This window comes from Minwuia sp. (genome assembly GCF_048263705.1).
Lineage (GTDB): Bacteria > Pseudomonadota > Alphaproteobacteria > Minwuiales > Minwuiaceae > Minwuia.
On the sequence record NZ_JBLXDV010000011.1, the window covers coordinates 95017 to 109630 of the forward strand.

At 63.3% G+C, this 14614-nt stretch carries 14 protein-coding genes; 9 read left to right on the forward strand and 5 right to left on the reverse strand.

Annotated elements, in window-relative coordinates:
* Nucleotides 1-116: 116 nt before the first annotated feature.
* A complete protein-coding gene (locus ACN0X7_RS15665; RefSeq protein ID WP_417518935.1) occupies nucleotides 117-2186 on the forward strand; it encodes a lytic transglycosylase domain-containing protein in 2070 nt (689 codons plus the stop codon).
* A 24-nt stretch (nucleotides 2187-2210) separates the two neighbouring features.
* Here the strand turns inward: ACN0X7_RS15665 and ACN0X7_RS15670 are convergent, their stop codons facing one another.
* Both ACN0X7_RS15670 and ACN0X7_RS15675 read right to left on the reverse strand, forming a co-directional pair.
* On the reverse strand, nucleotides 2211-4106 hold the full coding sequence (locus ACN0X7_RS15670) for an ATP-binding protein (RefSeq protein WP_417518937.1): 1896 nt from the start codon (nucleotides 4104-4106) through the stop codon (nucleotides 2211-2213).
* Nucleotides 4107-4169: 63 nt separating this feature from the next.
* Complete coding sequence (locus ACN0X7_RS15675) at nucleotides 4170-5234, reverse strand: amino acid ABC transporter substrate-binding protein (protein WP_417518939.1); 1065 nt, start codon at nucleotides 5232-5234, stop codon at nucleotides 4170-4172.
* Nucleotides 5235-5380: 146 nt separating this feature from the next.
* On the opposite strand from ACN0X7_RS15675, the gene ACN0X7_RS15680 reads away from it, so the two are divergent.
* The 4 genes from ACN0X7_RS15680 to ACN0X7_RS15695 all read left to right on the forward strand — a co-directional run bounded on the left by ACN0X7_RS15680 (nucleotide 5381) and on the right by ACN0X7_RS15695 (nucleotide 9352).
* Nucleotides 5381-6070 carry a haloacid dehalogenase type II gene (locus ACN0X7_RS15680; protein ID WP_417518941.1) on the forward strand — a complete coding sequence of 230 codons (690 nt, stop codon included), beginning with the start codon at nucleotides 5381-5383 and terminating at the stop codon, nucleotides 6068-6070.
* A 1-nt stretch (nucleotide 6071) separates the two neighbouring features.
* Nucleotides 6072-7043: a threonine ammonia-lyase gene (locus ACN0X7_RS15685; RefSeq protein ID WP_417518943.1), complete on the forward strand. Its 972-nt coding sequence runs from the start codon at nucleotides 6072-6074 to the stop codon at nucleotides 7041-7043.
* Nucleotides 7044-7131: 88 nt separating this feature from the next.
* On the forward strand, nucleotides 7132-8523 hold the full coding sequence (locus ACN0X7_RS15690; protein ID WP_417518945.1) for a pyridoxal-phosphate dependent enzyme: 1392 nt from the start codon (nucleotides 7132-7134) through the stop codon (nucleotides 8521-8523).
* Nucleotides 8524-8584: 61 nt separating this feature from the next.
* Complete coding sequence (locus ACN0X7_RS15695) at nucleotides 8585-9352, forward strand: DUF427 domain-containing protein (RefSeq protein WP_417518947.1); 768 nt, start codon at nucleotides 8585-8587, stop codon at nucleotides 9350-9352.
* A gap of 70 nt (nucleotides 9353-9422) precedes the next feature.
* Here the strand turns inward: ACN0X7_RS15695 and ACN0X7_RS15700 are convergent, their stop codons facing one another.
* From ACN0X7_RS15700 to ACN0X7_RS15710, 3 genes are all read right to left on the reverse strand, one after another.
* Entirely contained in the window at nucleotides 9423-9584 is a 162-nt protein-coding gene (locus ACN0X7_RS15700) for a hypothetical protein (RefSeq protein WP_417518949.1), read from the reverse strand.
* A 44-nt stretch (nucleotides 9585-9628) separates the two neighbouring features.
* Complete coding sequence (locus tag ACN0X7_RS15705; protein ID WP_417518951.1) at nucleotides 9629-9805, reverse strand: DUF1328 domain-containing protein; 177 nt, start codon at nucleotides 9803-9805, stop codon at nucleotides 9629-9631.
* Between the two features lie 136 nt (nucleotides 9806-9941).
* On the reverse strand, nucleotides 9942-12131 hold the full coding sequence (locus ACN0X7_RS15710) for an FAD-dependent oxidoreductase (protein ID WP_417518953.1): 2190 nt from the start codon (nucleotides 12129-12131) through the stop codon (nucleotides 9942-9944).
* 216 nt (nucleotides 12132-12347) lie between these two features.
* Between ACN0X7_RS15710 and ACN0X7_RS15715 the strand changes: the two genes are divergently transcribed.
* From ACN0X7_RS15715 to ACN0X7_RS15730, 4 genes are all read left to right on the forward strand, one after another.
* Entirely contained in the window at nucleotides 12348-12941 is a 594-nt protein-coding gene (locus tag ACN0X7_RS15715; RefSeq protein WP_417518955.1) for an RNA polymerase sigma factor, read from the forward strand.
* Nucleotides 12938-13294 carry an anti-sigma factor family protein gene (locus tag ACN0X7_RS15720; protein ID WP_417518957.1) on the forward strand — a complete coding sequence of 119 codons (357 nt, stop codon included), beginning with the start codon at nucleotides 12938-12940 and terminating at the stop codon, nucleotides 13292-13294. Before ACN0X7_RS15715 ends, ACN0X7_RS15720 begins: the two co-directional genes overlap by 4 nt.
* 302 nt (nucleotides 13295-13596) lie before the next feature.
* Complete coding sequence (locus tag ACN0X7_RS15725; protein WP_417519002.1) at nucleotides 13597-14133, forward strand: YHS domain-containing (seleno)protein; 537 nt, start codon at nucleotides 13597-13599, stop codon at nucleotides 14131-14133.
* A gap of 166 nt (nucleotides 14134-14299) precedes the next feature.
* On the forward strand, nucleotides 14300-14593 hold the full coding sequence (locus ACN0X7_RS15730; protein ID WP_417518959.1) for a DUF2282 domain-containing protein: 294 nt from the start codon (nucleotides 14300-14302) through the stop codon (nucleotides 14591-14593).
* Nucleotides 14594-14614 lie beyond the last annotated feature (21 nt).

Sequence of the window (14614 nt, forward strand, 5' to 3'; positions counted from 1 at the left end):
CAGGCGGACGCCCGCTTATAGCGACCCGGCAAGGTCCCGGGCAAGCAGTGTGTTCATCCGACGCAATGCATTGTGAATTGGGAGCGCCCGCCTAAGTTGGTAGAATGACAATCGCAATGGCTCATTTGACGAGACTCTCCCTGACGTCGCTGGCGGTCGCCGCCGTTGTTCAGATCGGCTTGCTGACGGTCGCTGCGGCCGCAACCCCGCCGCCGCCGGAACCGAATCCGGCACGGGAAACCACGCCGCAGACCGGACAGCTGTCCGAGAACGACCGGCTGCTGTACCGGCAGGCATTCGCCCTGGCCAATCGGGGCCTTTTCTCGGCCGCGCAGCTCACAACGGCGGCGGTCGCGGATCCGACGTTGCGTCCCGTGCTGGAATGGCTGCGCCTGCGGTCGCGCGAGACGATGGCGGCCCGGTCTGACTATGACCGCTTCCTCGCAGACCATGCCGATTTCCCAGGCCTTTCGACCATCGAACGCCGTCGCGAGGAAAGCGTGCTCGAAAACGCCGATGCGGCGACACTGAAGAGCTATTTCGACACACATTCGCCGGTTACCGACAACGGAAAGGTCCGGCTTGCCCTGCTGCAGAAGGCGGATGGCGACACGAAAGCCGCCGTCGAGCTGGCACGCGAGGTCTGGCGCGAGAACAATCCCGACGTGGAACTGGAAGAGGCCCTGCTGGATGCGTTCGCAGGTTCCTTCACATCTGCGGATCACTGGCACCGGCTCGACAGGCTGCTCTGGGACGGTGAGCGCAGCGCCGCACAGCGGATGTATCCCTTGGTGCCTGCCGACATGCGGGCGCTGTCCGACGCACGGCTGAAACTGCGGTATCAGACAGGCGACGCCGATCAGGCTTACCGCGCGGTGCCCGCCCAGCTGACATCCGACTCCGGGCTGACCTATGAACGCATCCAGTGGCTGAGGCGGACAGACCGGTCGGACGAGGCGCAGGCCATGCTGCTCGCGTCGGGTGTGCTGGACGGCGATCTGGGCAAGATCTGGATCGAGCGCCGCGTCCAGATCCGCAACCTCATCAAGGAGCGGCAGTTTGACAAAGCCTATCTGATTGCACGCGATCACGGGCTGAGTTCCGGGGCCGCGTTTGCACAGGGTGAGTTCGAAGCCGGCTGGCTGGCCTTGCGGTTCCTGGGCAAGCCCCGGGAAGCGCTGACGCATTTCCAGACGCTGTACGACAATGTCTCCTATCCCGTCAGCCGGTCGCGGGGCGCCTACTGGATCGGACGGGCTTACGCGGCGCTGGGAGATACCGCGACCGCCGCGAACTGGTTCCGGCAGGCGGCAGGCTATCAGACCACCTATTACAGCCAGCTCGGCGCGCATGAGATCGGAGAAAGGGTCATCAACCTTGAGGCTGCGGCCGTTGCCTCCCCGGCCGAGGTTGCCGCGTTCAGGATCGAGCAATTGCCCGCGATCGTGCGGCTGCTGCGCGAAGTCGGCCAGGAGCGCCTGTCGCGACTGTTTTTCGCGCACATGATCAAGACCTCCGAGCGGCCCGACATCCATCCGCTTGCCCTGGCGCTGGCGGAAGAAATCGACAGACCCGGACACAGCGTCATGGCGGGCAAGCTTGCCGACGTGAGCGGTTCGCCCGCGCCAAGGATCGCCTATCCCGTCGCCGAGGCACCCGACGGGCAGGGACACATCGCTTCCGCGCTCGCCCACGCGATCACGCGCCAGGAAAGCGCGTTCAACCAGTACGCCGTCAGCCGCGCCGGTGCCCGTGGCCTCATGCAGCTGATGCCCGCTACGGCCAGGCAGGTCGCACGGGCCGAGGAAGTTGCCTATTCGCTGAACCGGCTGACCCGCGATCCCGCCTACAACACCAGACTGGGCGGGGCCTATCTGGCCGATCAGATTGACCGTTTTGCCGGCTATCTGCCGATGGCGGCAGCCGCCTACAACGCCGGTCCGCACCGCGTTGACCGCTGGCTGGTCGAATATGGCGATCCCCGTGTCGGTCAGATGGACCCGGTCGACTGGATCGAGATGATCCCCTTCTCGGAAACCCGGAACTACACGCAGCGGGTCATGGAAGCGCTGCAGGTCTATCGGCTGCGACTGGCCGGCGTGTCCAGGGGGGAAACGCATCTGGCGCGCGATATCGGCCTCAGGGGGACCTACCTCTGCGGCAGCAAGAGCGGCAAGCCCTGCTGACACCTTGCGATGCGCGGCCCGACTTCAGTCGGCGGCGCTCCGTATCTGCGAAGCCGGGATCTGCTCCGGCTCCAGCATGATTTCCGCCGGAAATGTCAGGCGCACCGTTGTACCGTGCCCCTTCTCGCTTTCAACCGCCAGCGATCCGCCGTGCAGCTGCATCAGATTATCGGCGATGCTCAGCCCGAGTCCCGTGCCGCCGCCGTCTGCCTGATACTGGTTCCGCTCCTGATGGAAGGGACGCAGGATTCTGGTCAGTTCGTCGGGTGCTATGCCGACGCCCCGATCCGCCACCTCCATCACATATCCGCCGTCGGCCGGCATCCGACCGGTGATATCGATCGTGCCGCCGGGGTGCGAGAACTTGACCGCGTTGGACAGCAGATTGAGCAGGATCTGCCTCAGTGCCTGCGGATCTGCGAGCAACGCCGAACTGCCTGTGAAGGCGCTGGAGAGCCTGATCTGCTTCTGCGACATCTGGAAGTCGATCATCGGCTTCACCGCGGCAACGATGTCGCGAAGGTCGACGTGTTCCCGGTCAAGCTCCCACTTCTGCGCCTCGATCTTCGAATAGTCGAGAACATCGTTGATCACGGCCAGAAGGTGCTTGCCGCTTTCGCCGATGTAGGACGCATATTCGCGATTGCGCTCGGCATCCGGTTTCAGGATCTGGATCATGTCGGCGAAACCGATGATAGCGTTCAGCGGCGTCCGCAGTTCGTGGCTCATGTTGGCCAGGAACATCGATTTGGCCTGGTTGGCGGCTTCGGCATCTTCGGCGAGTTGAACCGCCTGATTGCGCGCCTCGGTCAGTCGCTGCTCACGTTCGTCGATCGCACCGACCATGAAATGAAAGGCCTTGCTCATGTCGGCGAGTTCGTCATTGCCCCTGATCCGGGTGACGGCGCGCTTGCCCTCGACATAATCGAACATGGCGCGCTTCAATACCGACAGCCGCTGCAGCACATGACCGCGCAGATAGATGAGAAGGCCGATGATCAGGATGGTGCACAGGATCATGGCACTGACCAGTATCGCCGTGCTTTCCCGTTCCAGAAGCGCGATACGGTCGTTGCGTTCGGCGGCCGCCGTCTTGGCTTCGAAAAACAGATCCGCGACCGCCGTCGACAGGCGGCTGGACAGGCGCGCGCTGTCGGCCAGCAACCCGCGTTCCAGACGCCGCAGTTCGAGCATCTCGCGCTGCAGTTCGAAGACCCCGGATGTCTCGACGGCAAACGCCTCGATGTCACGATTCATCCGTTGCACGGCTTCGGGCAGATCCTGACCGGTCATGCGCGCCTGAAGCCGCTGCTGGGAAAGCTGCAGATGCTCGTCGAACTCGGTGGCCAGCTTCCGTATGCGGGCGTCGGTCTCGGCCACCGGCAAGGCCAGAACCGACGTCAGGGCCCAGTCCGCCTCGATCAGCCAGCCGTAAGGCAGCAGGCCGCGCCCGTCGCCCATCTCGTCTTCCAGTTTCTGCAGCCGGGCATCGATACGGGCCGCGTCGCGTACCGCATTGCCGATCATCCTCTCGATCACCAGGCGTCTCTCGATCGCGCGGGTCAGGCGTTCAAAGTTCCCGGCCATCTCGTCGCGCCGCAGACGAATGGCCTCGACCAGGACAGCCGGCGCGCCTTCCCCGTCGGCATAGCTGGCGGAGAATTCCACCAGTGAGCGGTCAAGAGCTGCGAACCGGTCCGCCAGCCGGTCATTCGTCGCGCGCATCGCGAAGACCGATTCAGTCTGCACCAGCGTCGGTGCCATGGCGGCAATGGCACTTGCCAGGCTGCCCAGCCGCGAGGTGGCGGCCAGCCGCGGCAGGGATTCATTGGCAATCGCATCATAGTCGGCCTGCATCCGGTCGAAGGTGACGAGCGCAAGCATGATGGCCGCAATCACGACGAACGTGATTGCAGCCAATGCAAGAATCAGTTTTGACGAGACCGTTCTGAGCATCAGACCGGTGCGCGTCTGTCTGTCATGTCAGCGAAAGGGCGGTGCATAGTGCAGCCCACCCTCCGTCCACAACGCATTCAATCCGCGATCAATGCCGAGCGGCGATCCCGCGCCCACATTGCGCTCGAAGATCTCGCCGTAGTTGCCGACCTGGCGGATGATGTTGAAGGCCCAGTCGTTCCCGAGTCCCATGGCGTTGCCGATGTCGCCTTCCAGACCGAGCAGACGCCGGACCTCATGGTGGTCGGAACGCAGCATCTGGTCCACGGTGCCGGAAGAAACACCAAGTTCTTCCGCGGAAATGGTCGCCAGGATCGACCAGCGAACGATGTCGAACCACTCCATGTCCCCTCCGCCTACCACGGCGCCCAGGGGTTCCTTGGAAACGACTTCGGGGAACAGGATGAAGTTTTCCGGGTTGCTCGCCTTGCTGCGCAACTGGGCAACCAGCGTCACCCGGTCATAGGTCATGATCTCGCACTCGCGCGCGAAGAAGGCGTCATATGTCCCGTCAATCGACCTGAATTCCGCAACGGTCAGGCCGGGAAACCGCGCCGCCACCATCTCGCGCACGTTCTTCAGTGTCGTGGTCCCGCCACTGACGCAGACCGTTGCCTTCTCGACCTCGTCCAGTGACGATGCGCCCAGGGACCGGTGCGCCAGAAAGCTCTGCCCGTCGTAATAGATGGTCCCGGCGAAACTCAATCCCAGACCGGTGTCGCGGCTGATGGTCCATGTCGTGTTCGCCATCAGCACGTCGAACCCGTCCTCGCGCAGCGCGTCGAAGCGCACGATGTCGTTGACCTCAACGTACTCAATGGCGTCCGGATCGCCCAGAACCGCGGCCGAGACGACACGGCAGTAATCGACAAACAGTCCGCGCCATCTGCCATCCTCGCCGATTTCCGACAGCCCTGGCCCGCTGCGGGTCACGCCGCACCGAAGGACACCGTCCGCTTTCACCCGGTCAAGAACATAGCCCGCCTGCGCGGATCCGCTCCCGGGCACCACGGCAAGCAGCAGGATTAGGGCCACAAGCCAGAGCGCTGCCGGCCTCACCAGAATTCCGGTCGGGGATATGAGGTTCTTCATATCAGCCTCTTTCGCGTATTGGCAGCAGGCCCTTCATTCTGGCTGCGACACCTTTCGGATCGGTAAATGGCGGCTGTTTCCGCCTTGACGAACACACAGCCGGCGGCATCTTCTGTCAGAGCATGCTCTCAGCCGGGGAAACCACAATGTCGGAGAACACATTCGAAGGCATTGGTGCCTGCGTTTTTGATGCCTACGGCACGCTGTTCGACGTCAATTCAGCCGCTGCGCACTGCGCGGCCGACCTGGGTGATAAATGGCAGCCGCTCGCCGAGATCTGGCGGACAAAACAGCTGCAGTATACCTGGCTGCGCGCCCTGATGGACCGGCACACGACATTCTGGCAGGTGACACAGGATGCACTCGACTATGGCATGGCCGCGCTCTCCATCGACGACCCGAAGCTGCGTCAGTCATTGCTGGATCTTTACTTCAGGCTGGATGCCTATCCGGAAGTGAAAGAGGTGCTGACCCGCCTGAAGGACGCCGGAATGAAAACAGCCATCCTGTCGAACGGATCGCCAGACATGCTGGATGCCGCGGTCTCCAACGCCGGACTGACGAACCTGCTGGACGCCGTCTATTCGGTGGAAGCCGTCGGCGTCTTCAAGCCGCACGGTTCGGTCTACCAGATACCGGTCGATGATCTGGGACTGTCGCCAGGCGAGATGAGCTTCCAGTCCTCGAACGGCTGGGATGCCAACGGGTCGAAGGCGTTCGGCTACAACGTGGTCTGGGTCAATCGTTTCGATCAACCGGTGGAGCGCATTCCCGAAACGCCCGACGTGCAGATCGAGGATCTGAAGGGACTTCCGGCCATCGTCGGGGCCGCCTGAGATGGCCGTCACGCCCGATGACATCCGTGACGCGGCGCGGCGGCTTTCGGGCCACGCCGTGCGCACGCCCCTTCTGGAATCGCCGCGTCTGAACGCGCAGGCGGGCGGGCGGCTTCTGGTGAAGGCCGAATGCCTGCAAAAGACCGGTTCGTTCAAGTTTCGCGGGGCCTACAACACGCTGTCGTCGATGGATCCGGATGTCCGCGCGCGCGGCATCCTGACGTATTCGTCCGGCAATCACGCCCAGGGCGTCGCCCTCGCCGCCCGGATGTTCGGTGTGCCGGCAACCATCATCATGCCGTCGGATGCGCCGGACCTGAAGAAGCGCAATACGGCCGAATATGGCGCGGAACTGGTACTGTATGACCGGTTCGGCGAAAGCCGCGAGGCGCTCGGCGAACGGTTGATCGACGAGCGCGGCCTGACGCTTGTGAAACCCTATGACCAGCCCAGTGTCATCGCCGGACAGGGTACTGCCGGGATCGAGATCATCGAACAGTGTGGCGAGACCGATGCCAGCCCCGACCTGCTGGCCTGTCCGGCGGGGGGCGGCGGTCTCGTGACCGGCGTTTCGCTGGTCATGAAAGAAGCATTTCCCGACATCGCGATACATCCTGCCGAGCCGGCCGGGTTCGACGACTGGGGCCGGTCACTGGCGGCTGGCGCGCGTCAGAGCGTCGATCCTGACGCGCGCAGCATCTGCGACGCCATCCTGACCCCCACTCCCGGCGAGATACCCTTTGCGATCGGTCAGCGGACCCTGTCGTCGGGTGTGTCGGTCACTGACGATGAGGCACTGGCCGCGATGAAGACCGCCTTCCTTGAACTGAAACTGGTCGCCGAACCGGGCGGCGCCGTCGCGCTGGCGGCATTCCTGTCTGGAAAACTGCCGCTGGAGGGACGCACAGCTGTCGCGGTCGTTTCGGGCGGGAACGTGGACCCGGCCGTCTTCCGGCAAGCCCTCGCGACCTGAAACAGCGACCCGCACGGCATCGGATGACCGGGACGCCGGCTTGCTCTATCCTGTGCCCACAAGAGACCTTTTCGGGGAGCGATCCGGCATGAACATCCATCCGTCTGTTCTGGACATGATCGGCAACACGCCGATGGTCGAACTTGCCCATCTCGACACCGGACCGTGCCGCCTGTTCGCCAAGCTGGAAAGTCAGAATCCGGGCGGGTCCATCAAGGACCGGATCGGTCTTTCCATGATCGAGGCCGCCGAGAAGGAAGGCCGCATCAAACCCGGCGGCACGCTGATCGAAGCGACAGCCGGCAACACCGGTCTCGGGCTTGCACTGGTTGCGGCGATGAAGGGGTACCGGCTGATCCTGGTCATTCCCGACAAGATGAGCCTGGACAAGATTCAGCACCTGAAGGCGCTGGGCGTGGAGGTGCGGCTGACGCGATCCGACGTCGGCAAGGGGCATCCCGAGTACTATCAGGACATCGCCGAACGCCTGCAGCGCGAGATTCCCGGCGCCTTCTGGGTGGACCAGTTCTCCAACCCGGCCAACCCTCAGGCTCATTTCGAGGGCACGGGACCGGAGATCCTGGAACAGATGGACGGCGACGTGGATGCGATCTTCTGCGGTGTCGGGTCCGGTGGCACGATCACCGGCATCGGTCGCTTCATGCGTGAGAAATCGTCCAAGACACAGATGATTGTCGCCGATCCGGAAGGATCGATCGTCGCCGAGGCCGCGAATACCGGCAACATTTCCACCGACGTCGGGTCCTGGCTGGTCGAAGGCATCGGCGAGGATTTCATTCCGCCGAACTGCGATCTTTCGGTCATCTCGCGCGGCATCTATGTCACCGATGCCGAGGCTTTTGCGGCCGTCAGTGAACTGCTCTCGAAGGAAGGCATTCTGGGCGGATCGTCAACGGGAACCCTGCTGGCGGCGGCGCTGAAATACTGCCGCGAGCAGACGGAGCCGAAGCGCGTCGTGACGCTGGTGTGCGATACGGGCAACAAGTATCTCTCCAAGGCCTTCAACCGGGCGTGGCTGGTCGATCAGGGTCTGGTGAAGCGCCGCCGTCACGGCGACCTGCGCGACATGATCATCCGACGTGCGGACGAAGGCGATGTCGTCAGCGTCTCTTCCGGCGACACGCTGCTGACCGCCTACTCCCGGATGCGGATGTTCGACATATCGCAGATGCCCGTGATGGACGGCACGCAGATCACCGGCATCATCGACGAGAGCGACCTGCTGCTGGCCGTCCAGGGCAAGCCCGAGGAAGAGGCTTTCAAGCAGCCGGTTTCCGACTTCATGGTCAGCCGACTGGAGAAGATCGCCCCCTCGGCCAGCGAAGCCGAGTTGATGCCCATCCTGCGTGCCGACAAGGTCGCCATCGTGGCCGATGACCAGACCTTCTACGGCCTGATCACAAAGGTCGACCTGATCAACCACATGCGGCAGTCGATGGCCAACGCCGTGCCCGAATAGGATGGACGTCACCCGCAACTGCCATATCTACAGGGTGTTCTGCTGACATCAGGAGGGACTCATGCCCGACACCAATCCCGCCCCGGCCCATTCCGTGAAGACGGAACCCTGCAACAAGCGCGTGCGCGTGGAGTTCAACGGCGAGATGATCGCGGATACGACGGGTGCGCTGTACCTGTATGAAACGGGTCGGACACCGGTGTATTACATTCCGCTGGACGATGTGCAGGCGGGCTTCCTTGAGCGGACAGAACATTCGAGCCACTGTCCCTACAAGGGCGACGCGATCTACTGGGATGTCGTGGTCGGCGAACGCCGGGCGTCGAATGCGGTCTGGGCCTACCCGGAGCCGATCGACGCCGTACCGGAACTGGCCAGCTACGCGGCATTCTACTGGGACCGGATGGACCGCTGGTTCGAGGAGGACGAGGAAATCTTCGTGCACGCGCGGGATCCGCACGTTCGCGTCGATATGCTGCCGTCTTCCAGAAAGGTGGAAGTTTCGGTGAACGGGGAACTTCTGGCCAGCACCACGCGCGCCCTGTTCGTGTTCGAGACCAACCTGCCGGTGCGCTATTACATGCCGAAGGACGATGTAAGGGCCGACCTGTCACCGTCGGATCTCACGACGGCCTGTCCCTACAAGGGGATCGCCCGCTACTGGCATGTCACCGCTGGCGGAGAGAGGCTGGAGAATCTGGTCTGGAGCTACGACGATCCGGTCCGCGAGGCCGAGCCGATCAGGGACCACCTCTGCTTCTTCAATGAGAAGGTCGATATTGCGATCGACGGAAAACCGCAGGCCCGCCCCGCCACAAAATGGTCCTGAGGGGGGCTCCAGACGCACGAAAGCCGCCGGATCGCACGACCCGACGGCTTTCTGCAGCGACGACCGGACGCTACTTCTTGGTCGCCTCATCCACTGTATTCTCGATCACTTCGCCGACCGTCGGCTTGTCGTTCGACTGAACGAGGAAGGCGACTGCGACCACGGCAACCACCGCGATGATTGCGACGGCGAGGATGGCCGTGATGTTTGATCCACTGTTGCTGTCAGCCATGGCTCTCTCCTGATATTGCGTTCACTTTCGGGATCGTGAGGCGGTCAGACCCTTGGTCCGCGACCGCGGAAAGCGCCGAAGATCAGCGAGATCACCAGCAGTACGACGAAAACAAAGAAGATGATCTGCGCGATGCCGGCAGACGCCGATGCGATACCACCGAAGCCGAACACGGCTGCAATGATGGCAACGACAAAGAAAAGTAAGGCCCAGCCCAGCATGAGTATTCCCCATTGATTGTTGTTATTTTTGACGGATATGAGCCGTCGCTTTATCAGGTGGGTAGCCGCGCCGTATTTGCAGTGGTCAAAAACGTCGCAGCCCGGATGCGTCAGGGGCGAGCGGCGGTGAAAGCGCCTATTCGGCCTTTTCCGCGATAAGGCGCGTCGACCGGCGGAACGTCAGATAGGCCCACATCCATTCGAACGCCACCGACATGCGGTTCCGCATGGATCCCAGGAACATCACGTGGATGACACCCCAGAACCACCAGGCGGGCGCACCGGAGAAGGTGATCCAGCCGAGATCGGCAACCGCCGACGCCCGGCCGATGGTCGCCAGATTGCCTGCGTGCCTGTACCGGAAAGGGGCGGGCGCGGCGCGTCCGACGATCCGCCGATGCAGGACGGTCGCGACGTGCTCGCCGCCCTGTTTGGCGGCGGGTGCGAGGCCGGGTACGGGCTCGCCGTCCCAGCCTGCGGACGAGGCCGTATCGCCGATCACGAAGATCTCCGGATGCCCCGGAACCGACAGATCGCCGCCGACGATAACACGGCCTGCCCTGTCGTGGTCGGCCTGCAACCATTTCGAAGCCGGGGAGGCCATGACACCGGCGGCCCAGATGGCCGTCCTGGCGGAAATGAATTCGTCACCGATGTGGACTCCGGTCGCCTCGATACCGGTCACGCGACCGCCCAGCCGCACTTCGACGCCCAGCCTCTCCAGTGACCGCTTCGTCGACTCGGAGAGCTTCTCGGGGAAGGGCGGCAGCAGCCGTGCCCCGCTCTGGACCAGAATGATGCGGGCGTCGGTCGGGTCGGCATGACGGAACTCGCCTTCCATGCCGGAATGCGCCAGCTCGGCGATGGCACCCGCCGTCTCGACACCGGTCGGCCCGCCGCCGACAATGACGAAGGTCATCCAGGCCTGCCGTTCGGCGGCGTCATCCGCAGCCTCGGCGTGTTCGAAGGCGCGCAGGATACGGCCCCGGATCTCGGTGGCGTCCGGAATCTTCTTCAGTCCGGGCGCGTGTTCCTCCCACGCGTCCTTGCCGAAATAGGCATGCCGCGCGCCCGTGGCGATCACCAGGTGATCGTAGCCGATGGCGTCCGCGCCGATCAGAACCTGGCTGTTCTCCGTATCGATACCCGTCACGCGGCCCATCACCGTCCGGACGTTCTGCTGGGTGCGGAACAATTCGCGGATCGGCGTGGCGATGTCGGCCGGAGACAGCCCCGCGGTCGCGACCTGATACAGCAGCGGCTGAAACAGGTGATAGTTGCGGCGGTCGATCAGGGTCACACGGCACGGCGGATGCCGCAATCCCTTCGCAACCGCCACGCCGCCGAACCCGGCGCCGACGATCACGACATGCGGCAGGCTTTCGTCATCCCAGCGCGCGGGCTGAAGTTCGCCGGGAAAGGCGCGGCGCAACATAGTCACGCCAAGCCGGTCCAGCGAGATCGGCCCCGGTCCGCCCAGCGCCAGCATGCCCAGCAGCAGGATCCAGTAGAAATGATCGGCATGGTCCAGATAGGTGAACTGGATCACCAGCGTCATGGCGATCAGCGGCAGCGTCGCCAGCCGCGTGAACAGCCCGACCGCCAGCAGGACCGGGCAGACCAGTTCAAAGAAGGTCGCCAGCAGCGCCGCCCAGTCCGGCGGCAGCAGCGGTACCATGTATTCATATTCGAACAGCAGCACCGTGTTCTCGAAGCTTGTCAGCTTGGCCAGCCCGGCGCTGAAGAATATCTGCGCGATCCACAGCCTGATGAAGACGAGATAGAACGGCGATAGCCACAAGCGGCCGAAATCGCTGACCCGCCCGAACGACGCGACCAGCGGCAACGGCAGGCGCACGAAGCCGCGACCCAGCACGCGGTCGAGCGAGACCGGTCCGGCACCGGCGACCGTATACCAGCCGAACAGGATCGCCCAGAACAGGTGCACATTGATCTCGACGTAGGCGAACTGGATGACCAGAGACAGGATCAGCATCGGAACGGCGGCGAACCGCGTGCCCAGACCCAGCGCGATCATCAGGCCGCCGATCACCTGGATGGCGGCCCCCAGCGCCGCAGCGAGCGCCGGGTCCAGCCATGAGACGGGATATTCATAGGTCGCCAGGAACAGCGCACTGTCCCAGTTGCCAAGCTTGATGATCCCGGCGACCAGAAAGGTCTGACCCAGCCAGAGCCGGATGAACAGATCCAGCATCGGCCACAGCGTCTTGCTGAGGAAATCGGACGTTTCGCGCGTCTTTCGAAACAAGGGGGGCAGCCATCGCGGTGCCTGCCTGCTGGCTGATGTCCGCTGGTCAGTGCTCATGGCAGTCGTCCCCCTGGTGCGGTGTCTGGCGGTACGATGGTCCACGCCGCCGTTCGATTACAGAAACGCGCATCACGAACGCGTCAGAGGCCCCGCGCAGCATAGGTGTGACAGGCGCAATGAACACCCATATGCTGCGCGCACCTCAACGATATGGCGGTGATCGTGCTTTGGTTCGTTCGGCAGTTCAGGCCTGTTTTCCAGCAGCAGGACGACATGTCCGCCGCAGGGATGGCCGGTCTGGCCGGTGCGCTGGGGGCCCGGTCGCCACAGGATCATGAACGCGTCGTGCGCGAGGCCCTGTCCCGCATGGCGCGCGTGGCCGAGCGTTACGTCGGCGATCGCGACGATGCGCTGGATTGCGCCCAGGAAGCCCTGATCCTGGCGATCCGCAAATTTGATCAGTTCGAGGGCCGCGCGCAGATCGGCAGCTGGCTGCATCGCATCGTCGTGAACTGTGCCCTGGCACACCTCAGAAAGAAGACCAGCAAGGCCGAGGTGCCCATCGACGCGCTGTTGCCGACCTTCGATGCGGACGGCTTCCAGTCCCATCCGATAACCGTCGCCGACCTCAGCGCCGAGGAAATGCTGGTCCGGGACGACGCGCGGCGTCAGGTCCACGCTTCGATCCAGGCATTGCCCGACACGCACCGGATCGTGCTGATCATGCGCGATATCGAGGAGCGCAGCCTGCCCGACATCGCCGAAACGCTCTCCGTCACCGAGAACGCGGCCAAGGTGCGCATCCACCGCGCGCGTTCCGCGCTGCGCCGCCATCTGGAACCCCTGCTGGCGGAGGGTCGCATATGAAGACGCTGCTGGGGCTGATCGCGCTGGCCTTCGCGCGGGGCCACCATGCGGACCGTGCGCCGCTGCGGCACCGATATGCCGGATGGGTATTCCGGACCCTGCCGGGCCAGATCACCTGCCAGCAGTTCGAAGACTTCCTGATGGATTACCGCGAGGGCGACCTGCCGGCAGCCCAGACCGCCCTTTTCGAGCGGCACCTGTCGCTCTGTCCGCAGTGCCGGGCCAGCTATCTGGGCTACGTCCGGTCCATAGAACTGGGCCAGAAACTGTTTGCGCAGGCACAGGGTCCGCTGCCCGAGGAGGTCCCGGATCACATCGTGGCTGCCGTTGTCTCGGCGCTCGACGCCCGCTGAACACGCCGTTCGCCGGTTCAGCGGCTCCTCAACTCAACGTGAACGGCAAAAATCCGATTCCATGCCATCTTCATCGGCAGGGATGAAAAGACCTGTATTACAACAGCTTGACTGAACCGATCCGTTCACGCGCCATTCACGTTCACGGACTAGTCACAGGCTGATCACGCAAGTGAGGCCAGACCGGCGGTAACAATTGGAGGCTGACACGCATCATATGCCCGAATGACCGCGGCAAGGACCTTTCAGGACCAGCACCGGGTGTCACGACAGGAAGGTTTCAGAAGGAGTTTCTGACGATGATGAAGAGCACTTTTAGAGGCACGGTCGCCGCAGCCGCATTGATGACCGGTCTGGTTTCCGCTTCCGGCGCGTTCGCCGGTGAACAATATGTCGATAGCACCGGATACGCCGCCAGCGGCTATGACGTGGTTGCCTACCACGCGCTGCCCGCCGTACCGGTCGGGACGCCCGCACCCGCCGCTGTACCCGGCAACGCGAAATACACTGCAGAATACAACGGCGCGACTTGGGCGTTCTCCAGCGCCGAGAACCGCGACATGTTCGTCGCCAATCCGGGCAAGTACGCACCGGCCTATGATGGGCATTGCGCCTATGGCATCGCGCAGGGCGGCAAGGTGCCGGCCAACCCCAACCTCTGGCGGATCAAGGACGGGCAGCTTTATCTGAACATCACCAAGTCCGTCGTGGGTTTCTGGGAAGAGGACATCCCCGGCAACCTGAAGAAATCCGAAGTCAACTGGCAGAACCTGGAATCCAAGGCTTCGCCGGATGGTCCGGTGCCGCAATTCGACGCTTCCAACGCGCCGAAAAGCTGATCATCATCGAGGAAGGAATTCGCTGCCCGTTCAGGGATCAGACCTTGTTCACCGAGTTGTTATTGAGTGGGATGACACTCTGGTGTGTTCTCGAAGCTGAGAACAAGGCAACGACCACCCCGCTCACCAACGTAAAGCATACGTAACGTAACCAAGGAGAAGAAACATGAACGCATCCATCAAGAGCCTGACCGTCGCCGCAGCCCTGGCTGGTGCCGTTGGCATGGCCGCAACCCTGGTTCCGGTCGACGCAAGCGCCGCCGACAAGGTGAAATGCTACGGCATCTCCAAGGCTGGCCAGAACGACTGCGCCAACAAGGCCGGCACGCATTCCTGCGCCGGTCAGTCGACCGTCGATTATGACGGTGGCGAGTGGAAGCTGGCGACCAAGGACGAGTGCGCCGAGAAGGGTGGCAAGGAAGCTGCCTTTGATGGCGTGAACGAAAAGCTGGCCGGCTGAGTCTGGTCAGGGGTTCAGGGG